This is a genomic window from Paenibacillus sp. DP01 (assembly GCF_044784315.1).
Taxonomy (GTDB): domain Bacteria; phylum Bacillota; class Bacilli; order Paenibacillales; family Paenibacillaceae; genus Paenibacillus; species Paenibacillus polymyxa.
Window position 1 is genome coordinate 5,156,626 of sequence record NZ_CP173059.1, and the last position, 22,314, is coordinate 5,178,939.

General features: G+C 47.6%; 17 protein-coding genes. 1 reads left to right on the forward strand and 16 read right to left on the reverse strand.

The window, feature by feature from the left end; translation table 11 throughout:
- Nucleotides 1-35 precede the first annotated feature (35 nt).
- The 12 genes from ACH59B_RS22750 to argC form a co-directional block, all read right to left on the reverse strand.
- Complete coding sequence (locus tag ACH59B_RS22750; protein WP_257126357.1) at nt 36-1,637, reverse strand: glycosyltransferase family 39 protein; 1,602 nt, start codon at nt 1,635-1,637, stop codon at nt 36-38.
- A complete protein-coding gene (locus ACH59B_RS22755) occupies nt 1,634-2,053 on the reverse strand; it encodes a GtrA family protein (RefSeq protein WP_013373353.1) in 420 nt (139 codons plus the stop codon). Before ACH59B_RS22755 ends, ACH59B_RS22750 begins: the two co-directional genes overlap by 4 nt.
- On the reverse strand, nt 2,016-3,023 hold the full coding sequence (locus tag ACH59B_RS22760) for a glycosyltransferase family 2 protein (RefSeq protein WP_017427078.1): 1,008 nt from the start codon (nt 3,021-3,023) through the stop codon (nt 2,016-2,018). The genes ACH59B_RS22755 and ACH59B_RS22760 overlap by 38 nt, the downstream gene beginning before the upstream one ends.
- 23 nt (nt 3,024-3,046) lie before the next feature.
- Nucleotides 3,047-5,506, reverse strand: coding sequence for a glycosyltransferase family 2 protein (locus tag ACH59B_RS22765; protein ID WP_126666396.1), 2,460 nt, complete (start codon nt 5,504-5,506; stop codon nt 3,047-3,049).
- The gene (locus ACH59B_RS22770) at nt 5,499-5,750 is read right to left on the reverse strand and encodes a hypothetical protein (RefSeq protein WP_016822944.1); all 252 of its coding nucleotides are present in this window, start codon (nt 5,748-5,750) and stop codon (nt 5,499-5,501) included. The genes ACH59B_RS22765 and ACH59B_RS22770 overlap by 8 nt, the downstream gene beginning before the upstream one ends.
- A 515-nt stretch (nt 5,751-6,265) precedes the next feature.
- Nucleotides 6,266-7,678 carry an argininosuccinate lyase gene (argH, locus tag ACH59B_RS22775; RefSeq protein WP_016822943.1) on the reverse strand — a complete coding sequence of 471 codons (1,413 nt, stop codon included), beginning with the start codon at nt 7,676-7,678 and terminating at the stop codon, nt 6,266-6,268.
- 86 nt (nt 7,679-7,764) lie between these two features.
- A complete protein-coding gene (locus tag ACH59B_RS22780) occupies nt 7,765-9,000 on the reverse strand; it encodes an argininosuccinate synthase (protein WP_013373358.1) in 1,236 nt (411 codons plus the stop codon).
- A 45-nt stretch (nt 9,001-9,045) separates the two neighbouring features.
- Nucleotides 9,046-10,008: an ornithine carbamoyltransferase gene (gene argF / locus ACH59B_RS22785; RefSeq protein WP_038978181.1), complete on the reverse strand. Its 963-nt coding sequence runs from the start codon at nt 10,006-10,008 to the stop codon at nt 9,046-9,048.
- 48 nt (nt 10,009-10,056) lie between these two features.
- Nucleotides 10,057-11,319, reverse strand: coding sequence for an acetylornithine transaminase (locus ACH59B_RS22790; protein WP_016822941.1), 1,263 nt, complete (start codon nt 11,317-11,319; stop codon nt 10,057-10,059).
- 52 nt (nt 11,320-11,371) lie between these two features.
- On the reverse strand, nt 11,372-12,211 hold the full coding sequence (gene argB / locus ACH59B_RS22795; protein WP_016822940.1) for an acetylglutamate kinase: 840 nt from the start codon (nt 12,209-12,211) through the stop codon (nt 11,372-11,374).
- Nucleotides 12,212-12,329: 118 nt separating this feature from the next.
- Nucleotides 12,330-13,556, reverse strand: coding sequence for a bifunctional glutamate N-acetyltransferase/amino-acid acetyltransferase ArgJ (argJ, locus tag ACH59B_RS22800; RefSeq protein ID WP_016822939.1), 1,227 nt, complete (start codon nt 13,554-13,556; stop codon nt 12,330-12,332).
- Nucleotides 13,557-13,663: 107 nt separating this feature from the next.
- Entirely contained in the window at nt 13,664-14,713 is a 1,050-nt protein-coding gene (gene argC / locus ACH59B_RS22805) for an N-acetyl-gamma-glutamyl-phosphate reductase (protein WP_016822938.1), read from the reverse strand.
- A gap of 378 nt (nt 14,714-15,091) precedes the next feature.
- Between argC and ACH59B_RS22810 the strand changes: the two genes are divergently transcribed.
- Entirely contained in the window at nt 15,092-15,979 is an 888-nt protein-coding gene (locus tag ACH59B_RS22810) for an SMP-30/gluconolactonase/LRE family protein (RefSeq protein ID WP_016822937.1), read from the forward strand.
- Nucleotides 15,980-16,072: 93 nt separating this feature from the next.
- Here ACH59B_RS22810 and ACH59B_RS22815 read toward each other — a convergent pair whose 3' ends face one another.
- The 4 genes from ACH59B_RS22815 to hpf all read right to left on the reverse strand — a co-directional run bounded on the left by ACH59B_RS22815 (nt 16,073) and on the right by hpf (nt 22,047).
- A complete protein-coding gene (locus ACH59B_RS22815) occupies nt 16,073-16,972 on the reverse strand; it encodes a YitT family protein (protein WP_277508296.1) in 900 nt (299 codons plus the stop codon).
- 96 nt (nt 16,973-17,068) lie between these two features.
- Nucleotides 17,069-18,182 (reverse strand): peptide chain release factor 2 gene (gene prfB / locus ACH59B_RS22820; RefSeq protein ID WP_100212693.1). Its coding sequence is split into 2 segments (ribosomal slippage): nt 17,069-18,109 and nt 18,111-18,182, totalling 1,113 coding nucleotides; the frame shifts between segments, so codons are not numbered across the junction.
- Between the two features lie 441 nt (nt 18,183-18,623).
- Nucleotides 18,624-21,074 carry a preprotein translocase subunit SecA gene (gene secA / locus ACH59B_RS22825; RefSeq protein WP_016822935.1) on the reverse strand — a complete coding sequence of 817 codons (2,451 nt, stop codon included), beginning with the start codon at nt 21,072-21,074 and terminating at the stop codon, nt 18,624-18,626.
- Nucleotides 21,075-21,486: 412 nt separating this feature from the next.
- The gene (hpf, locus tag ACH59B_RS22830; RefSeq protein WP_016822933.1) at nt 21,487-22,047 is read right to left on the reverse strand and encodes a ribosome hibernation-promoting factor, HPF/YfiA family; all 561 of its coding nucleotides are present in this window, start codon (nt 22,045-22,047) and stop codon (nt 21,487-21,489) included.
- Between the last annotated feature and the right edge of the window lie 267 nt (nt 22,048-22,314).

Here is a 22,314-nt window from a genome sequence, read left to right on the forward strand (position 1 = left end):
TTTTCTCCGCTACGATGCACTAAAATACAATAAAATTATTGCAGTTCTTCATGCTCTATCTTGTACAATCGCCACTCCCCGTCAAAATCATGCACCAACGTGGCCCATGGCGCCCCCTTTTCAAACAGATCAGGATAGTTTCGGTTCACCTGATCCAGTGGTACCCCTTCTACCAAGCGCGTAACCAAAACATAATCCACCTTGGAAGCGGGCAGATCCGTTAAAGATTTCCCAAAATCATAATCACTCGTTATCATAAACTTCTTCGGCATTTTACTGCTCAAAATAATCGGATAGGCCGTATAAGAATCTGTCAAAATGAGAGATGAACCATAATGTTCATCCAGCCATGACCCTATTTTCCGTTCAACAATTTGTCGAGTATAGCTTTCATTGCCACTATGCGTCAGATAGCTATGCTCATCCGCCGCAATCGCGGGATTCGTCAGTGCGTAGGATAACAAGCCTGCTGTTGCCAACATTCCTGCCGTTACCAGTGAGATTCCGATCCCCCGCATTTTCCCCTTCAACAGACTAAGCTCATACGGCAGCCAAGCAACCGTAATCGGAAATACATACATAAAATATCGGAACCAGCCAAACGAAGAATGCTTAAGCATCAGTAAAAGCTGGAGCCCAGGTACTGATAAAAAAATAGCCAGCAGCGTTAATGTGCTCCAACTCCACAGACGTTTGTCCAATAGGCGTATAAGCAAAACGGCAATCAACGGAGCCGCATACCATAAGGTCCGTTGCCCGACAAACTTTAGCATCAGCATAGGGTGAGCAAACATTTCTACAAAGCGTTGATCCTCCAGCAAAGCCGCTGATTGTGTGGAATTGGAATATTGCGAGCGTAAAAAGTAAAGCGGGTCGCCCATGATAATCCAGTTAAAAAAGAGCCACAACAAACCGGAAAAGACAAGCGGCAGCAACAATAGAAGCCATGTCGCTTCTACCTTGTACAGGCGCTCTTTTAAAGACAATTGCGTTTTAACGTTCTCTCTGTTTGTACGCCACCGATGCAGAAAAAAAATCGTCAGTAATACGCCCAAAGCCAGCGCAACCCCCAGTGGGACTGCTTCGTAGCGAACCCAAAATGCCAATGCAAGCGCAAAACCGGATACGATCAAATTCGCCGCCTTGCGATCCTTAAGCCACATACAGAATCGACTCACTGTCAACAGGATAAAAAAGATATAGGGCGAGTCACTCAAGCCGTTGAAGCCAAACAGAAACATAAACGGATTCAGTGAAAATAACAGCGCAATTAGCAAACTAGTTACACCGTGAAACCCTAGTTCTTTTCCCGTCCCGTACAATAATGCTGCACTCGCCCCAGCAAACAGGCTGCTCACAATCACTGCTGCCAGCCCGTGGGAAGCGAGTGCGGGAAACAATGGATAGAACAACAGTACAATGAGTTCCATCAAACTCGGTAGTGGATTCCACACAAACCCAATAGCACCCAAATGCGGGTCACGACTATACAGTACATAAAATGCATTTGCTACTCGACTGAGCGCATCGGTATGCATATAGCCAAGATGCCATGCAAAATAAACACCCACGGCTAATTCTAGAGCAGCAATACAAGCAAACAATGACAACAACTTTCCATGTTTCCTTACGATCATGAAACCTCTTTCTGACGCTGTTGCGGAACGGAGAAGATCCAATAGCGGTTCCAGATATAATTATGAACTGGCACGATGATGGTAGTTAAGACTTCACCGATCAGATACGACCAACCAATCCAGTGAATGGTTACGTACATCAGAGCGGCATTCAGGAGCAAGCCGCAGGTGCAGACCAATAAATATTTAAGAAACTGAGTGCGGCTCCCTTCGCCGGTAGGCTCGAACGTCCAGTTACGATTCAGCACATACGAAACGAGCAACGTAACGATAAAGCCTATGGTAGTAGCCGTTACTGCAGGTATTGCAAACAGCTCCACCAGCAGCACAAGTACACCGACGTGAATGCCTGTACCCAGCAGTCCGACAATACCGTATTTAATGATTGGATACTTTAGATACGAACGTCTGATCATGTTGATTAAACTCCCTATCCACCCACAGTCGGTCAGCATTCGCCCGTTTATCTGCAATTAGATAACGGGGTCTGGCTTTGACTTCGTGATATATGGCGGCAATATATTCTCCTACCACTCCAATCGACAGCATAAGTACACTACCGATAATCAAAAGCAGTAAAATGACAGTGGTAAACCCGGTCACAGCGTCACCCGTTATTTTGTGCATTAAGGTTTGAATCCCCAACACGACCGAAATCAGCATGAAAATGAGACCCATTAAACTCACTACCCGCAAAGGTACCGTCGAAAACGAAACGATCGCTTCCGCAGCCAATCGAAATAGGCCTAACGGACTCCAGCGGCTTGGACCCTCTTCTCGTGGAGCCACCCGGAATGTAATCTGGGTTTTACGAAAACCGAGCCAGGCGGTCATCCCGCGAAAAAACGGCATACGCTCTGGCATCGCCATCCAGGCATCCACCACTCTTCGATCCAGCAGCTTATAATCGGAGGCATCCTTTAGATTAAAGCCCGTCAAACGATTCAAGGTTGCATAGAACAAAGAAGCTCCGAGCTTTTTGCCTACAGACTCTTCTCCCCGAAATTCTTTCACACATTCAACTAAATCATAACCTTCATTCTGCCATAAACGCACCATTTCCCCGATCATCTCAGGAGGATGCTGCAGATCACCGTCCATGACAATGATCGCATCGCCAGATGCATTTTCCAAACCTGCGCACAACGCCAGCTCCTTACCAAAATTCCGACTCAGCCGGAGTGCGAGCAAAGAGGGCATACGACGGGACAATTCGGACAACTTGAGCCACGTATCGTCTTTGGAACCATCATCTACAATAATAAGCTCATAACGTGAGGTGACAACAGACAGCACCCCATCAATCACCTTAAGTGAACGCTCAAGGTGTGAGCCTTCATTGTACATGGGAATGACGACGGATAAAAAAGGATTTTTGGTCTCCATTCTTGCTCCTTCTTTCTTCATATTCAGGAGGACTGTGCCGGGGTATCATCCAAGTCATGCATATCGGTCAGACCATGCGTCGTCTTTTCCCAATAGAACGGCTTGGTTATAAGCTGCCAAGCTGCTTTTATCGCAGCTATACTCATAAGTACCCAATATAACGGCGAGAGTAGCCCATATTTGACCATCGCGTATGAAAATGTTCGTTCACCGCGTTCTTCCAGCTCACCGATGACCCAATACATGCCGGCCACATTACTGAATACGAACAGAAAGTTACCGATATAAAATTCCGCGCTGGCCAAGTAGTACACATAACCCGGGAACAGCTTGGGAATAAAGGACAACTCCCAGCCAAACCATAAAATAAGCAAGCCCCAAAAAATCGGGTTTAGCAATGGCAACATCGGAGTCGCCAGAATCATCACCTGAAAACCGAAAAATCCTTTCCAGCCCACTTCGCGCACCAGCTTAACCGGATTGCGCATATGAACCAGCCATGTCTGCATATATCCCTTGATCCAACGTGAACGCTGACGAATCCAGTTGCCCACGCGGCTGTTCGCTTCCTCCCATGTGCGGGAATCGACAATGGCCGTTTTATAACCACCTTTATACAGACGAATGCCCAGATCGGCATCCTCGGTTACATTATAGGGGTCCCACGCATTGATATCTTTCAATACAGATACCCGGAAATGATTGGACGTACCGCCCAACGGAATGGGGGTGTCTAACTGCATAATTCCTGGCAGCAGCAATTCGAACCACATACTGTATTCTTGTGTGAACCAGCGGGTCAGCAAATTTTGTGTGCTGTTAAAATAATTGAGCTTCGCTTGAATACACGCATAATTCTCAGGCAGTGAATCAAACGCTGCAATGACCTTTTTAAGTTGGTCAGCATCGGGACGATCCTCAGCATCGTAAATGACGACAAATTCGCCGCGGGCCCGAATAAGTCCATAATTACATGCCTTCGGCTTAGTTTTCGGCAAGCCGTCGGGCACGACCAGTGTCGTGTAATACGCTGGCAGCTTCATTTCCCGTAGCAGCTCAATCGTCTCAATGTCGTCCTCTTCGATCAGCAGCCGTACATCCAGCTTGGACTTTGGATAATCCAGCTGTTCCAAATTCCGCAACAACATCGGAAGCACGCCCGCTTCCTTATACATCGGAACAAGAATCGTATAGATCGGCAGTCTTTTTTCATCCATGGCGTCTACCTCTTCCTTCGTGAAGCGAAGCTGGGCCCCACGCCGGGAACCGAGATAGATAATACCAAATTTGAATAGCGTCATAGCAAAATAAAACAGCTGAATCATCATATTAATGATCAGCACCGTTTTCCAACTGTTCCAGAGGAGGCCAAGCAGTGTGATCATTCCCATAGCTGCAAACACCCAGAGCTGTCCCTTGGTAAAGGTGGTCCGCGCCGAATTATGCGGTTCTTTTTCCAATAGCCCGGTCGTGCTCTCTTGCATCATTTCCTCACCGTAGATTTTACCCCAGAGCTGCTCCATCTCTTCCTTCGTTGCAAGTACCTGCTCTACCGGCATACCCAGAATTTCTTCCAGCTTCAAGCGTCGCTCCTCTGGCAGTGGATCACTGACCGCTACAATATAGCGGTTCATATATTGGTGGATGACGACCACGCCATAAGCCATGGCCACTTGCTCGGGTAGCTTGTACGCCGCATCCAGCGCCAACTCCTCACCAATACGCCCGATTCGGTTCTGTGTAGCAATCGCGCGGTACAAATCTGCTGGCTCCAGCATTTGCAATGACAGCAAAATGTCGCCGAGCAGTCCGCCGCTCTTCGCCTGGAACTCGAGCGCACGCTCTAGCTGCTCCGGTATAATATAGCCGGAACGAACCAGCATATCGCCCAGTCTCTCCTTGGACTCATCACCATCAATTTGCTCTTGTAGCTGCTCAGCTGTAATGAAACCCATCTCTACAAGAATATCGCCCAGTCTGCCACCGTAACGCTTCTGGTTGCGGATAGCATCTGTCAGCTGATCCCGGGTAATCATCCCGTTCTCCACCAGCTGATCTCCCAGACGGGCCTTGCCGTTTCGTCCGGTCTGCGTTCCTGCTGCCGCCTCTCCGCCTTCTGCACCAGGGATACTGGAAGCAAGACCTATAGCTGCTCCTGCCGCTGCTTGTTCCTGCCCAGATGCATATTGGACTTGCGCCTCCTGCACCTGTCCATCCTGTATTCCTTCATCCAGCAATTGTTCCACAGCTGCTGCTGTATCATTGGCATTCTGTAAAGCCTGAATACGAAGTTCTGTATCCTGAAGTCGCCGTTCCAACTCTTCGATATGAAAATCAAGCTTGTACAGTATCGGGGCCTGCTCTGCACGCTGAGCCTCTAGCTGTTGTTGCAGTTGTTCGATTCGCTGACGCTCTTCTTTTATTCTTCTCTTGGTTTGGCGAATTGAAACTCCTCCAACCTGCCACCTAAGCTTGTCACCCATGAATTCCCGCCCTTTCAATCCAGCGCCGCTCTTCCGCAAGCGCGTCCGCAAGCAGTTGCTTTAACTCGGTATCCCGCTGCTTTTTCCGCTCCAGCGCCGCGTGGAAAAGCTCCCGCTCCTCACGTAGCAACTTCTCTGCCTGGATTCGCTCCTCATGCAATGAGGATACCAATCCATCGGCGTCAGAAGCGCGATAACCGATCCAAGCGCTCTTTAGCTGACGCGTCGTTCGTTTAGTTCTCATAATACCTCCCTGGATCGTCCCGACTCTGCCTTTTGCTATGTCGCTACTTAAATATTTTTAACGGCTATTCTTTCGAAACCAGGGCACACCTGTTTTCTCATTCAGGCCCTTCCTTTACACATTTATGCAATTTTCCTGGTCGAAAAAACCAATAATAACTTGACAATGAAATATCGCATATGCTTCTTGTTCTATTGAATTGGTAATTCAATGAAAAACTTAGTGCTATTCTACCATAATCATAGTAGGCGTAGTATACAAAAATGTAAATTCTAGAAACTTTCACACTAATGTATGGATAGGTATATAGAACTAGTTATTAAGCCTCGTGGATGATATTCTTTCAATACATCTATGTAGTTCATGGTTATTCCGAGCATAAATCTTTCAACCCTCTCGGAAAACACAAAAGACACCGCGAACGGTGCCTTTGAGAACATAGCTGGCAAATATTCTTAAAATCTGATTTTACACAGCATCCCGTTGCTGTGCAAGAGAATAATTTTCTTTACGGATTAATTTTTTGGCTTATGATTTTCAAACCATGTTGACGTGTTCACTAGAAGCTGTTCACTGCGTCCAATGGCTGCCTGCACCTGACCGGTGGCGGTTCCACCATACACATTCCGAGCATTGACTACCGCTTCTGGTTGAAGCACCTCATAAATACGCTCGTCGAACAGATCCGAAAACTGCTGGAATTCATCCAGTTTCAGATCAAGCAAATACTTGCCCTGCTGGATGCAATACAGCACCGTTTTGCCGATAACCTCATGGGCCTGACGGAACGGAAGCCCCTTGCCGACCAGGAAGTCCGCAATATCCGTTGCGTTGGAGAAATCCTGGTTGACCGCTTGACGCATGCGATCCTTGTTCACCTTCATGGTGGCGATCATCGGAGCGAACAATTGCAAGGCTCCCTCCAGCGTAGCAACCGTATCGAACATCCCTTCCTTGTCCTCCTGCATATCCTTGTTGTATGCCAGTGGCAAGGACTTCAGTACTGTCAGCAGACCGACGAGGTTTCCATAGACACGCCCGGTTTTGCCACGTACTAACTCCGGTACATCCGGGTTTTTCTTCTGTGGCATAATGCTGCTGCCTGTGCAGAAAGCATCATCCAGCTCGACAAAACCAAACTCCGTGCTGCTCCATAGCACCAGTTCTTCACTCAGACGGGACAAATGCGTCATAATCAGCGAGGCCCCGGCCAAAAACTCTACGATAAAGTCCCGATCACTAACAGCGTCCAGGCTATTTTCATAGACGCCATCAAAACCGAGCTGCTCAGCTACAAAATGACGATCAATCGGGAAAGTGGTTCCAGCCAAAGCGCCAGCCCCGAGCGGCAACACATTGATGCGCTTGTAGCTGTCCTTGAGTCGGTCAATATCACGCTCTAGCATAGACACATACGCTAGCAAGTGATGCGCGAACAAAATAGGCTGCGCACGCTGCAAGTGTGTGTATCCAGGCACTATTGTGTCCAGATTGTCCTTGGCCTGCCCAATTAATGCAACTTGTACATCATGCAGCATACCTACCAGCGATACCACACGTCCGCGCAAATACAAGTGCATATCCGTTGCTACCTGATCGTTACGACTGCGTCCAGTGTGCAGCTTACCGCCGACCGGACCAATGGCCTCGATCAGGTTTTTTTCAATATTCATGTGAATATCCTCATCCGAAACGGAAAATTCAATTTCCCCACGGCGGATACGCTCCAGAACGGTGTGCAGTCCTCCCTTGATCGTGTCCGCATCCTCCTGCGGAATAATACCGCATTTGCCCAGCATGGCCACATGAGCTAAACTGCCTTGAATATCTTCTTCCGCCAACGCCTGATCAAACTCAATAGAAGCCGTATATTCCTCTACCAGCTTGTTCGTTTGCTTTGTAAACCGTCCGCCCCATAGCTTACTCATTGCATGATCCCCTCTCTGCAATAACAAGCCGCCCTTGTCGTTTGGACAAGAACGGCCCGCATTCCGTACATTTTTTTGATTACATCTTATTTATGATTTTGTGTTACGCCCGCATTTACCTTCAAACGCAAAGCATTCAAGCGGATAAAGCCTGTGGCATCGCCTTGGTCGTAGGCTTGCGTCGGATCAGCTTCCATGGTTGCAATGTCTGGGTTGTACAAGCTAACCGGACTTTTAACGCCTGCACCGATAATATTGCCCTTGTACAGCTTCACGCGCACCGTACCACTGACATTTTTCTGACTCTCATGAACCAGTGCCTGTAAAGCAACACGTTCCGGCGCGAACCAGAATCCATTGTACACCAAGGTAGCATAACGGGTAATCAGGCTATCACGCAGATTCATAACCTCGCGATCCATTGTGATGGACTCCATTTTGCGGTGAGCTGTGAACAGGATTGTACCCCCTGGCGTCTCATAGACTCCGCGGCTCTTCATACCCACAAAACGGTTCTCCACCATATCTACACGTCCGATTCCATGCTTGCCGCCCAGTTCATTCAGCTTTTCCATCACTTGCAGCGGAGTTAGCTGTTCACCATTCAAAGCGACGCAGTTGCCTGCTTTAAATTCCAGCTCCAAATATTCTGCTTCATCAGGGGCGTCCTCAGGCGCGTTGCTGAGCAAGAACATTTCTTTATTTTCAGGAGCGCTCGGATCAAACCAGGGGTCCTCCAGCACGCCGCTTTCATAGCTGATATGCAGCAGGTTGCGGTCCATGGAGTACGGCTTGGCTGCAGAAGCGGTTACCGGAATACCGTGTTTTTCCGCATAGGCAATCATTTCTGCCCGGCCCGGGAACTGGTTGCGGAACTCTTCCAGCCGCCAAGGTGCAATGACTTGGATGTCCGGCGTTAGCGCCGCCGCGTTCAGCTCGAAGCGCACCTGATCGTTGCCTTTGCCTGTTGCGCCGTGGGCAATGGCTGTTGCTCCCTCGGCAATCGCAATATCGACCATCCGCTTAGCGATCAATGGACGTGCAATACTCGTTCCGAGCAAATATTGCCCTTCATATAAAGCACCCGCCTGAAACATTGGGTAAATAAAATCCTTGGCGAATTCATCACGCAGATCATCGATGTACACTTTGGAAGCTCCCGTAGCGAGTGCTTTTTCCTCCAAACCGTCCAGTTCTTCCTTTTGTCCGATATCTGCGGTAAATGCGATAATCTCAGCATCATAGGTTTCCTTGAGCCATTTCAGAATGACCGACGTATCCAGACCGCCGGAATATGCGAGTACGATTTTTTCTTTTGCCATTGTTGAAGTCCTCCCCGAATGCTTATACCTCTATCTTCTTTACGATCAACTGTATCCCATTAAAGCAACTAGCAACGCTTTTTGTGCATGTAGACGGTTTTCCGCTTCATCAAAAATGACCGAATGGGGACCGTCGATTACTCCTGCACTCACCTCTTCCCCACGATGCGCAGGTAGACAGTGCAGGAATAGATAATCTGGCTTCGCGAGCTTAACCAACTCCTCATTCACCTGGAAGTCGGCAAAAGCAAGCTCACGCTCCTTCTGCTCTTCCTCAAAGCCCATGCTTGCCCACACGTCTGTGTAGATCGCATCGGCATCTTTTACTGCTTCCTGCGGACTTTGCGTGATAACAATTTCACTCCCTGTCTGTTTGGCAATCTCACGAGAAACCGCGACCACACTCGGGTCAGGCTCGTATCCAGCTGGACTTGCAATGGAGACATGCACTCCGAGCTTTGCTCCACCAATTAAGAGGGAATGCGCCATATTGTTGCCGTCTCCGATGTAAGCCAGTTTGAGTCCTTTCAGCTTACCCTTTTGTTCATATAAGGTTTGATAATCAGCCAGCACCTGACACGGATGCGCCAAATCGCTCAAACCATTAATCACAGGAACGGATGCATAACGGGCCAACTCTACCACATTATCGTGCCCAAAGGTACGAATCATAATGCCATCCAGATAACGTGACATCACTTGGGCCATGTCGCTAATCGGCTCTCCGCGTCCCAGTTGAATATCATTTTTGCTGAGGAAAAGGGCATGCCCGCCCAATTGATACATACCGACTTCAAAGGATACCCGTGTGCGTGTGGAGGATTTTTCGAAAATCAGCCCAAGTGTTTTCCCCTTCAGCGGCTGATAAGCTTCTCCGTTTTTGTGCTTACGCTTAATTTCAACGGCGAGATCAATTAAATACTGGATTTCCTCTGGCGAGTAATCGTCCAGCTCTAGAAAGTCCCGTCCTTTCAAATTCACCTGTTGCAGTGCGCCGCCCTGGCTCATGCGATCCTCTCCTTTTACGCTCTAATCTCGGATGCTTCTGTCTTTACACTAAGCTATGTGCTCCCGAATCAATTCAGCAATCCATGCTACAGCCTGATCTATTTCGTCTTTCGTTACATACAGGTTAGGCAACAGGCGAATCACGTTCGGTCCTGCTGTAATGAACAGAATGCCCTTCTTCTGTCCTGCCAAAACAAGCTCTGCTACCGGCTCCGCACACTCAATCCCGACCATCAGACCTTTTCCGCGGATATCCTGGACAAAAGGAATATCTGCAAGCTGCTTTTGCAGACTCTGGAAGAGATAATCTCCCATTTCGGCAGCGCGTTCTGGCAGCTTGTCATCAATAATCGTTTCAACGGTCGCTTGAACTGCTGCCATAGCAAGCGGTGTACCCCCGAACGTAGAACCATGACTGCCCGCTGTGAACGCTTCACGCAAATATTCTTTGCCTAGCATTGCACCGACCGAAAAGCCACTGCCCAGTCCTTTCGCCAATGTAAAAATATCCGGCTCAATCCCATAATGCTCAAAGGAAAACAGCTTACCTGTCCGTCCCATACCTGTTTGCACCTCGTCAATGATCAGCAGCAATCCATGTTCCTGGCACAGCTGGGTAATCACGTCTACGAAAGCAGGGTCTACCGGATACATGCCACCTTCGGCCTGCACCATTTCCAGCATAATTGCCGCTGTATTCTCATTGATCGCTGCTTCGAGCGCAGCCTGATCATGAAGCGGAACGCTTTTGAATCCGGCGGGAAGCGGTAAAAAGCCTTCTTTCACTTTGTCCTGACCCGTAGCAGTCAAGGTTGCCAGCGTCCGTCCGTGGAAGGATTGCGTGAACGTAATGATTTCATAGCGACCAGTCTGCTTCACCTTCTGGTGGTAACGACGCGCCAGCTTAATGGCAGCTTCGTTCGCTTCAGCTCCGCTATTGCAGAAGAACACCGCATCTGCGCTACTATTAGCTGTCAGCAAGGCCGCGGCCCGCTCCTGCCCAGGAATATGAAACAGATTGGATACATGCCACAGTTCATCGATCTGCTTTTTCAACCGCTCCGCTACAGCTTGAGGCGCATGGCCTAGATTGGTAACAGCAATACCTGACATGAAATCCAGATAACGTTTGCCCTGATCATCCCACAGCCAGCTTCCTTGTCCTTTCACCAGTGTAAGCGGGTATCTTGCGTAGTTTGGAAAAAGAGAGCTATCTGCCTGCGTTTTTGCCGTCCCCTTTTGCGCTTGCGCTCCGCTTCCATTCGTACTTGGCATTTCCTCGCTCACCAGCGTATTCGGTTCCTTACTCATGTCGTTCACGCCCCTTTATCGTTTGGTTATATAGGTTGAGCATATATTGCAATTACTGCATGCGCACAATGCGTGTTCCAATTGATTCTCCGCTCAGCACACGGCTGAGTACCTGCGGTTCGCTGCCGTCAACGATGACGACTTCCTTCACTTTTCCGTGAATGCAGGCAATAGCCGCTCTCACTTTCGGGATCATACCACCGTAGATTTCACCCGTGCTGATCATATCTTCAATTTCCTGTATAGTGATCGATTCCAGCACCTTCTTCTCTACACCATTCTTTTTCAAAATACCGGGTACATCCGTCACAACAATCATTCGACTGACGCCGAGATGAGAAGCAACCGCGCCCGCCGCTGTATCGGCATTAATGTTATAACGCTGACCGGATCGATCAATGCCAATAGGCGCAATAACTGGCATATAGCTCATGTCCAGCACACCCGTAATAATCGATGCTTGAACAGATGTTACCTCTCCAACCCAACCGACCTCGGCAGCATTCGGCACAGGCTTTGCTTCAATTAAATAGCCATCACTGCCCGACAAACCCAACGCTCGCCCTCCGTGCATCCCTATTCTGCGAACAATCTGCTTGTTAATGCTGCCTGCCAGCACCATTTCCACGACATCCAACACGGGTTCAGTCGTTTTACGCAACCCGTGAATGAACTCCGTTTCGATTCCCAGCTTCGCCAAATTGTCAGAGATCGCAGGTCCGCCGCCATGTACAATGACTGGTTGAAGGCCTTCCGACTGCAGACGGGCCAAGTCGTCAAAAAAGGAATCAGGCAACGCAGCCAGCGTACTTCCTCCGCATTTCATCACAAAATTACGACGTGCCAGTCCCGCTTGTTTCGCTTGATCCGCGTGTCCCACTGCCGATTGCATATCATCTCTCCTTTTCTCCTCTGCACAATTTTGTGCGATTTTCAAATGATGCGAAAAACTATATCCGCTTGCTTCTTCTATTAACTATTAAAAATCCATCTGTATTTAAATCTGGTATCTATGTCCGATAAGCCGCATTAATCCGCACATAATCGTAGGTTAGATCACAGCCCCATGCTGTAGCCATTCCGTTCCCGTGATGCAAGTCAACGATAATTTGCACCATATCTCCACGCAAATAGGAGAGCGCCTCGGCTTCATCAAAAGCAACTGGACTTGATTGGTTCAGCACGATAATGTCACCTAAGCGGATGTCTACCGTATCGGGATTCACCGGCTCTCCAGCACGTCCGACGGCTGCAATAATCCGTCCCCAGTTGGCGTCTGCGCCAAAAACGGCTGACTTCACCAGACTGGACCCAATTACGGTCTTGGCTATCGCCTGGGCAGAAGCATCGCTTACCGCTCCGCTTACGGACACCTCTACCAGCTTCGTAGCACCTTCCCCGTCACGGGCAATCGCCTTCGCCAGCTCCCGGCAAATATAAGTGAATGCCTCGGCAAAAGCCCCCCAATCAGGATGCTCTGCGTTCAACTCGCTGTTGCCTGCCAGTCCGCTTGCCATAGCGATTAGCATATCGTTCGTGCTGGTATCCCCATCGACCGTAATCATATTAAAGCTAGTATCCGTGGCCTGCTTTAATAGTTGATGAAGAGCCGTCTGCCCGATGACCGCATCACAAGTTATAAAAGCGAGCATGGTTGCCATATTCGGATGAATCATACCTGATCCTTTTGCCGCCCCGGCGATGTGCACGGTCACACCGTCCACTTCAACTGACACGCATGCTTCCTTTTTAACCAAATCCGTTGTCAGAATGGCTTGGCTAAATTGCTCCGCTCCATCGTTTGCCTCGCTCATCCGCTTAGGTAGTGACGATATACCGCCAAGCACACGATCCATTTTCAGATGCTCGCCAATTACACCCGTCGAAGCAACAGCTACATTGCTCTCTGCCACACCCAGTTCACGAGCAGCGGCCGAACGCATAGCGTAAGCGTCCTGCTCCCCTTGCTGTCCTGTACAGGCATTGGCGTTCCCGCTGTTCACTACTATCGCCTGCAATCGACCGTTTGTCAGGCTCTCGCGAGTCACCTTCAGCGGTGCAGCCTGAAACACATTAGTGGTATACACCGCAGCAGCTGTCGCCTCTACCTCACAGCGAATCGCGCCGATATCGTTGCGGTTCGTATTTTTCAATCCACAGTGCAATCCCCCGGCTGTAAAGCCATGCGGAGTTACGATGTTGCCCCCATGTACGACTGTAAACCCTAATTTGCCCATAATTATGTGCCCTCGCCCGCATTATAAGGAATGAATGGCAGCCGGACGCTTGCGTTCTCAAACCTGCCCGCTGTCGTTCTCCTGTACCTGTTGCGTTTACGTGCTACTTACGGATATACCGGTATGAAGCCCAGTCCGAGGTTCTCCTCCCATCCCATCATTAAATTTAAATTCTGAATCGCCTGCCCAGCGGCACCCTTCACAACATTATCAATGACAGAAATAATCGTAAGACGCCCAGTACGGGCATCTGCTGCAAAACCGATGTCGCAGTAGTTCGAACCAAATACTTCTTTTGTTGCCGGCCATATACCTTCGCCACGTACACGGACAAAAGGATGGCCTTTATAATAATCCCGGTATAACCCGATAAGGTCCTGATCCGTATGATCACCTTTCAACGTGACATAAATTGTACTCATGATTCCTCGCGTCATAGGCACCAGCTGTGTCGTAAACGTAATTGTAACGTCCTCGCCCGCAACATCACCCAATACCTGTTCGATCTCAGGGATATGTTGGTGCTTATTCACCTTATAAGCCTTAAAATTCTCATTCATCTCCGCATAATGTGAAACAAGACTTGTTCCCCGACCGGAGCCGGATACCCCGGATTTAGCATCCACAATCAGTGACCGATGGTCAATCCAATCCGCCTTTAAGGCAGGAATAATTCCCAATAGTGTTGCCGTGGGATAGCAGCCTGGATTCGAAATAAAAGAAACACCAGCAAGCTTTTCTGCATACACCTCGCTGAGTCCGTAAACGGCTTGCTTGAGATACTCGGGTGAAGCCGCAGGCTTTTTGTACCATGCTTCATACGCTTCCCCGCTTCGGAGCCTAAAGTCCCCGGAAAGGTCAATCACCTTCAGTCCGACATCCAGAAGCTGTGGCACTAATTTGGTGCTAACGCCTGATGGCGTAGCTGTGAAAACCAGATCAGCCTTGGCAGCAATTTCATGGATATCGACACCGTCCAAATCCTGTACCACAATATCCGTCAGATGTGGAAACCCATCACTAATCGGGACACCCGCGCTGGATGAAGAAATAACAGATACAATCTCCACCTGCGGATGATGAACCAAAAATCGAATCAGCTCCACTCCGCCATATCCAGTGGAACCGACAATTGCTACCTTTAGCTTGCTGCTCACAGACCTTCCTCCATTCCGTCCCTATGAAATATGTATTATTATACGACTCTATTCATATAAATACAACACCTCATGTCATGTTATTCCTCCAAATTTAAAATATGCACTCTTGCCCATTCTTTTGGCCGCCAAGCTGTACAGGCTACAATTAAGGAAAACAAAAAAGACAGACCCCCTTGCGAATCTAGTCTTCTATTTTGCATAAGAAAAGGAGCGTTCCCTTTATATATTATCTTGTATATTGGTATTCATCCGGTTTATACATTTGCTGCACTTATGTATTCGTTGGACATTGAATAGGGTATAAAGAGTGAGTATGTACGAAAATAAACCTATACGTTAGGGGTGCTACACATCAAAACATATACAGCGAATTTAGTGATAGATGCTAAAGCCAAGTTAGGCGAGGGTCCCAGTTGGGATCATCAGTCGCAACGTTTATTTTGGGTCGATATTGAGGGTTTTCAATTACACATTTACGATCCATCTACAGGCACAGATCGTACCATAGATGTGGGTGAACATATTAGTGCAGTCGTCCCTTATCTTAAAAATAAAGTAATCGTGGCCATGATCAGCGGTCTATACTGTTTGGATATTGAAACAGGAGCCAAAGTATTGATCCACGATCCTGAGGAAGGTAGATCAGGAAATCGATTTAATGATGGTAAATGTGATCCTGCAGGACGTTTTTTGGCAGGAACTATGAGTTTAAATGGCGAACGCGCGCAAGGAGCGTTGTATAGTCTGAGCACAAAAGGAAGCGTCTCCTTACTGGTTGATAAAGCTTCCATATCTAATGGCTTAGCCTGGAGCCCAGATCATCGTACCATGTACTATATTGATACTCCGACCTTGGAAGTGGTCTCCTTCGATTACGATGTGACACAGGGCACCATTAAGAATAAGCAAGTGATAGCTAGATTGGATGAAAGTGAAGGATATCCAGATGGCATGACCATCGATGCAGAGGGCATGTTGTGGATCGCGCGTTGGGGCGGTAAGCGTGTTTCTCGTATCCATCCTGCTCAGGGAGAAGTAATTGCTGAGGTTTCACTTCCAGTCAATTGTGTGACTTCATGTGCTTTTGGCGGTGAACATCTGGATGAGTTGTATATCACAACTGCTCAAGATGGCGATAATACCGATCAACCACTAGCAGGCGGTTTATTTATGGTCAAAACCGGAGTAAAAGGAGTACCGACCTCATATTTTAATCAAGGACAAGCAGCAGATTGGCTTGATCTGTTACCAAAAAAGGCTTGATAAAGCTGTTCTGAAAAGAGAAAAGCCCACTACATCAGTGGGCTCTCCTACATTGATTCAGTTAAGAGCAAGCGTCCAGAAGGCTACATTATGCTAGCCTTCCCTTTTGAACCCTTCACCCAATACCTCACGTGTATTACTAATAATCACAAAAGCTTCCGGGTCTACCAAGCGAACGAGCGTTTTGAGGCGGGTTACCTCGTTTTGCCCGACTACAACCATAAGTACAGGACGTTCTTCGTTCGTGTACCCCCCCCGTCCTGCAAGCTCTGTCAAACCACGATCCAAATCCTGTAAAATAGTTTGCGTGATCTTTTCCTTTTGATTGGATATGATGTAAGCCACTTTGGAGTAACCCAATCCCATTTCTACAGCATCAATGACTTTGCCGGTCACAAACAAGCCAATCAATGCATACAGAGCTCGCTCCGGCGACAGGGCGAAACCAGCTAGCGTGATCACTGTGCCATCCATTAGCATGACACAAAGAGAAAGGCTAAAACCGGTATACTTTTGAATAATCTGCGCTAAAATAGCCAGTCCACCCGTCGAGCCTCTGCCCCGAAACACAGTGCCCAAGCCCAATCCTACTCCGATTCCACCATACAGCGAAGCCAGCAACGGATTGGTTGTCGGGACTGCCCAATCCTTCGTCACATAAACAAATAGTGGCAGCATGATGCTGCCCAGCAGGGAACGCAAGCCATACTTTTTTCCTAACAGCAGTACTCCTGCTATAAATAACGGAATATTCATTCCCCACTGCGTATAGGCCGGTTCCAGGCCAAACAGGTCCTCGCCCAAGATAGACAGGCCAGATACACCCCCGGATGCAATCCGGTTGGGAAGCAAGAACATGTTAAAGGTCAACGCTGTAATGAAGGAGCCGAGTATAATTAGCAAAACATCGGTCACGTTACGCGCTGGTCCACTGGCGGCAATCAGAGGCTTACGCCTTCTTCGGCGGGCAGTGGGAGGGTTCAATTGAGACATCATTCACGTTCTCCTTTAATAAAAATACCGTCACACAAAAATTCCTACAGGCCGCAGGCACGTAGACTGCGGTTCTGTAGGAAAACATACAGACAATTATTCTGCGTCCAGCTTAATTTGGCTGCGCAGGTAACCATCGATGAATGGATCGAGATCGCCGTCCATCACTGCCCCGACGTTGCCAGTTTCCACGCTGGTACGGTGATCCTTAACCATGCTATATGGATGGAACACGTAGGAGCGAATTTGGCTGCCCCATGCAATGTCGGACTGTTCACCACGGATTTCGTCCAATTGCTGCTGTTGTTCTTCGATCTTGCGTTCATAGAGCTTGGAACGAAGCATCGTCATTGCACGTTCACGGTTTTTGATCTGGGAACGTTCATTTTGACAAGTCACGACAATACCGGTAGGCAAATGCGTAATCCGAACAGCCGAGTCGGTCGTATTAATATGCTGACCACCTGCACCGCTAGCCCGGTACGTATCAATTTTAAGATCTTCCGTGCGGATCTCAATATCCACATCATCCGCAATTTCCGGTACTACATCACAAGACACGAACGATGTATGTCGACGACCGGAGGAGTCAAATGGAGAGATACGAACAAGCCGATGTACACCTTTCTCCGCCTTGAGATAACCGTAGGCATTGTAGCCTTTGATCAACAGGGTTACACTCTTAATCCCCGCTTCATCACCTGCCAAATAATCCAGGGTCTCCACCTTGAAGCCTCGTTTTTCTCCCCAGCGTGTATACATACGCAGCAGCATTTGTCCCCAGTCCTGAGACTCGGTACCGCCTGCCCCCGGGTGCAGCTCCAGAATAGCATTAAGCTTGTCATAGGGCTGATTTAAAAGCAATTGCAGCTCAAATTCCTCCAGCTTGCTCAGCAGGGATTTGATACTGTTTTCAACTTCTCCAGCCAGCGCTTCATCGCCTTCCTCTTCAGCCAGCTCAACCATCATACCTGCATCTTCATATTCCTGACGCAGCTGTTCATAGCTGTCCACAGAAGATTTCACAGCGTTCATTTCAGCAATTACGCCTTGGGCCTTTTCGTTATCATCCCAAAAATCAGGCGCTGCCATCTTTTCCTCAAAGTTCGCGATCATTTCCTGTTTGAGATCTAAGTCAAAGAGACCCCCTAAGGTTTGTTAGTTTCTTGCCTATTTCTCGTAAATCATGTTTTACACTTGGATCAATCATGATGTCATTCTCCTTTTAATATAGGGTTAGGGGGAGTAAAGCGTTATGAGTTACGGCTCGTGGGGAGGCGCTGCGCGAATGATTTGATCTTACGATCACTGACGCTTCTCCAGATTCAAATCCTCCGCTTCGCTCCCGACCACCGTAAAGTCAAACTGCTTTTACATAACTGGCTCTGGTATGTGAGCCAGATCAACTGCGGAATTGACTGACAAATAAGCAGAGACTTGCTTATTTGTCATAATTGTTTTAAAAGAACTAGGAGAGCACAGTCATAGCCATATTCAACCTGACCATCTTACAGAAGAGCTATATTGAATATATCTGTGTCGTCCCCTGATGGCACAAAATGGCCGACGGTCAGTGGTTGAACTGCCGCCTGCCATTATATGCATTGCAGAGGATAGTGTATATCAAGATCTATCCCTTAATTTCAATCCGTTATTTTCTACGCGGACGCGAAGGAGCGGATTTCTTTTTGGGAGCCGCAGGTTCGCCACTCGTCGAGATTTTGTCTTCGTCGATGACAGCCTGACGCTCTTGGTTGGATTCGATTTGTGCTTTCATGATGTAGGTCGCTACTTCCTCTTGGATGCTAGCAATCATAGCATGGAACATTTCGAAGCCTTCAAATTGATACTCGCGCAGAGGATCGGTACCGCCGTAAGCACGCAAGTGAATACCTTGACGCAATTGGTCCATAGCATCAATATGGTCCATCCATTTGCTGTCAACTGCACGCAATACGATAACCTTCTCGAACTCACGTACCATTTCTTCGCCGATCATCTCTTCACGGCTGTGGTATCTGTTGGTAACTTTTTCGAAGATCATATCGACCATCTCTTCTTTTTCCTTACCCCACAGATCGTCGCGCGAAAGTGTGTTTTCCTCAAGCAGGTTGTTGTTCACATACTCTGCAACTTCTTCCAGTTCCCAGTTTTCAGGGATATCATCACCACAGTGAGCTTCCACTACACGCTCAATGACAGGCTTGATCATGTCGAACACAATTTCCTTGATGTTCTCTGATTCCAGCACCTCACGGCGTTGTTTGTAAATAATAGCACGCTGCTGATTCATCACGTCATCATATTGAAGAACGACTTTACGCTGATCAAAGTTATTCCCTTCGACACGTTTTTGAGCTGATTCGATAGCACGCGAAATCATACGGCTCTCGATAGGTTGATCTTCCTCGAAGCCCAAGCGCTCCATCATATTCAGTACGTTATCTGCACCAAAACGCTTCATTAACTCATCGCCCAGCGATAAGTAAAACTGTGTGGAGCCCGGATCACCCTGACGTCCTGCACGTCCGCGAAGCTGATTATCAATACGACGGGATTCATGACGTTCTGTACCGATGATGTGCAAACCACCGAGTTCTGCAACGCCTTCGCCCAGTACGATGTCAGTACCACGTCCAGCCATGTTAGTAGCGATGGTAACCGCGCCAGCTTCACCTGCACGGGAAATAATCTCAGCTTCTTCCGCATGATATTTGGCGTTAAGTACTTTATGACGAACGCCTTTGCGTTTCAACATTTCAGAAAGAAGCTCCGAGTTTTCAATAGAAACCGTACCTACCAATATCGGCTGGTTCTTTTTGTTACGCTCCAGAATTTCGTCTACTACAGCATGGAATTTGCCCTTCACGCTCTTGTATACTACGTCAGGCATATCTACACGCTGGTTAGGCTTGTTCGTCGGAATTTGGAGCACTTCCAGACCGTAGATTTTTTTGAATTCTTCTTCTTCTGTTTTCGCTGTACCCGTCATCCCCGCCAATTTGCGGTACATACGGAAATAGTTTTGGAATGTAATTGTCGCCAGTGTCATGCTTTCATTTTGGACAATGATGTTTTCCTTCGCTTCAATAGCTTGGTGCAAACCATCACTGTAACGACGTCCAGCCATCAGACGACCTGTAAACTCATCGACAATCAGGACCTCACCATCAGCCACGACATAGTCCACATCCAAACGCATAATAGCGTTAGCTTTCAAGGCTTGTACGATGTGGTGATTGATTGTAACACTTTCCTGATCGTACAGGTTTTCAAGACCAAAGAAATTTTCAGCCTTGGATACGCCGTTTTCGGTCAAAGCAACTGACTTCACCTTAATATCCAACGTGTAATCTTCTTCAACATTCAGGCTCTTCACAAAACGATCAGCCGCAAAATACAGCTCGGTCGATTTTTGAGCTTGTCCTGAAATGATCAATGGTGTACGAGCTTCATCGACGAGAATGGAATCCACTTCATCAATGATACAGAAGTACAACGGACGCTGTACCATCTGTTCTTTGTAAAGCACCATATTATCGCGCAGATAATCGAACCCGAACTCATTGTTTGTACCATACGTAATATCACAAGCATAAGCTTCCTGTTTGGCAGCATGATCCATATTGGCCAGGTTCAGACCTACGGTCATTCCCAAAAAATTGTAAATTTGTCCCATTTCTCCACTGTCGCGTTGTGCCAAATAGTCATTGACTGTAACCACGTGCACACCTTTGCCCAACAGAGCATTCAAATAAACCGGCAATGTTCCCACCAGTGTTTTACCTTCACCGGTTTTCATTTCTGCGATTTTTCCTTCGTGCAACGCAATACCGCCGAGCATCTGTACGTCATAGTGACGTTTGCCCAGCACCCGCTTGGACGCTTCACGAACCGTTGCAAAAGCTTCCGGCAGCACTTCTTCAGCCGTAGCACCTTGTTCAATCCGCTCTCTAAACTCCGCCGTCTTGGCTTTCAGTTCCTCATCCGAGAGCTTCTCAAAATCAGGCTCTATTTTATTGATCAGTTCAACCGTCTTCATTAAACGTTTGACGTCACGTTCATTTGTATCACCAAAAATTTTTTTGACAATTCCTAGCATGGTTTACCCCTTTCGCGCAAAACAATTAATAGAATCAATTTCACAATAAGAAAGGGTCCATGATGAAATTGATTCCCGATATGTTTGACAGGCCCGGCTATACCAGCCCATCGTGCGATGTTCTTTGCATAAATTGTAACAGTTTGTAGGACATGCCGCAACACAAGCAGCCTCCAGATTTGCATCCGGTTAAAGATACCAAAACAATTGACGCACGAAATACACAATTGGTTACACCTGTCCAAGCTGAAATTTTCAATCATGTTTACAATAAACATATAAAAGAGCCCTATCCCGCCAGGTTCGCAAGGATAAGGCTCGTGTTATGATCATTTTCCTAATATCCATGAAGCATGCTTCAATCGAAAACATTCTATTCACTTTAAAATGTGATGAGTTTCTGCTTCACAGGCTATTCTCGTTCGATCAGACCGTATTTACCATCATTGCGTTTGTAAACTACGTTAACTTCCTCATTATCAATATTAGAAAATACGAAGAAATTATGTCCAACCATGTTCATTTGCAGAATAGCTTCTTCCACATCCATAGGTTTCAACAAGAAACGCTTGGTACGAACGACTTCCAGCTCATCCATTTCCGCATCCTCATCTTCGGCAACAGCCACGCTACCCGCTGGATCTTCCACAAAAAGAGTTTTCAAACTACCTTCCTGCCGGAATTTCCGGTTAAGCTTGGTTTTGTGCTTGCGAATTTGCCGTTCTAGCTTGTCTACCACGGCATCAATGGATGCATACATGTCATCGCTTTCGTCTTCGGCACGGAGTACAAGCCCCGGCAAAGGAATGGTTACTTCTACAGTGTGCAAATCTCTGGTTGTGCTTAACGTTACACTTCCATCAGACGTCGGGGGTGCATCGAAATACTTCTCAAGTCTGCTGAATTTCTTTTCAACGTAGTCCTTCAAAGCGTCGGTAACCTCGATCTGTTGACCTCGTACTGTTAAGTTCATAGGGCACGCCTCCTTTGCCCCTTCAGTATAACACATATGTTAACGCCAAGTAAAAAAACCTATCAACATTTCGACGGATTTTTACAAAATCCCTCATGATTCGATAAAACGCTTCCAATAACGCCATTCTATGAAAAGGGTCATGTTTAATTTTAGCTCGCATACATATGTGAATAATGAAGAGATATTTAAATAGCTACTCCGCTGGTGTCGTGACAGATCCACTATTTGGAGCTCATGCTAATCTATTTTATCGAAGGAGGAGGG

Excerpts from the sequence above, each read along its gene's own strand:
- ACH59B_RS22770 (WP_016822944.1), bottom strand. The coding sequence starts at position 5,750 with ATGAGAACTAAACGAACGACGCGTCAGCTAAAGAGCGCTTGGATCGGT.
- ACH59B_RS22790 (WP_016822941.1), bottom strand. The coding sequence starts at position 11,319 with ATGAGTAAGGAACCGAATACGCTGGTGAGCGAGGAAATGCCAAGTACG.
- argB (WP_016822940.1), bottom strand. The coding sequence starts at position 12,211 with ATGCAATCGGCAGTGGGACACGCGGATCAAGCGAAACAAGCGGGACTG.
- ACH59B_RS22765 (WP_126666396.1), bottom strand. The coding sequence starts at position 5,506 with ATGGGTGACAAGCTTAGGTGGCAGGTTGGAGGAGTTTCAATTCGCCAA.
- argJ (WP_016822939.1), bottom strand. The coding sequence starts at position 13,556 with ATGGGCAAATTAGGGTTTACAGTCGTACATGGGGGCAACATCGTAACT.
- secA (WP_016822935.1), bottom strand. The coding sequence starts at position 21,074 with ATGCTAGGAATTGTCAAAAAAATTTTTGGTGATACAAATGAACGTGAC.
- ACH59B_RS22760 (WP_017427078.1), bottom strand. The coding sequence starts at position 3,023 with ATGGAGACCAAAAATCCTTTTTTATCCGTCGTCATTCCCATGTACAAT.
- hpf (WP_016822933.1), bottom strand. The coding sequence starts at position 22,047 with ATGAACTTAACAGTACGAGGTCAACAGATCGAGGTTACCGACGCTTTG.
- argH (WP_016822943.1), bottom strand. The coding sequence starts at position 7,678 with ATGAGTAAGCTATGGGGCGGACGGTTTACAAAGCAAACGAACAAGCTG.
- ACH59B_RS22815 (WP_277508296.1), bottom strand. The coding sequence starts at position 16,972 with ATGTCTCAATTGAACCCTCCCACTGCCCGCCGAAGAAGGCGTAAGCCT.
- ACH59B_RS22750 (WP_257126357.1), bottom strand. The coding sequence starts at position 1,637 with ATGATCGTAAGGAAACATGGAAAGTTGTTGTCATTGTTTGCTTGTATT.
- argF (WP_038978181.1), bottom strand. The coding sequence starts at position 10,008 with ATGAGCCAGGGCGGCGCACTGCAACAGGTGAATTTGAAAGGACGGGAC.
- ACH59B_RS22755 (WP_013373353.1), bottom strand. The coding sequence starts at position 2,053 with ATGATCAGACGTTCGTATCTAAAGTATCCAATCATTAAATACGGTATT.
- ACH59B_RS22780 (WP_013373358.1), bottom strand. The coding sequence starts at position 9,000 with ATGGCAAAAGAAAAAATCGTACTCGCATATTCCGGCGGTCTGGATACG.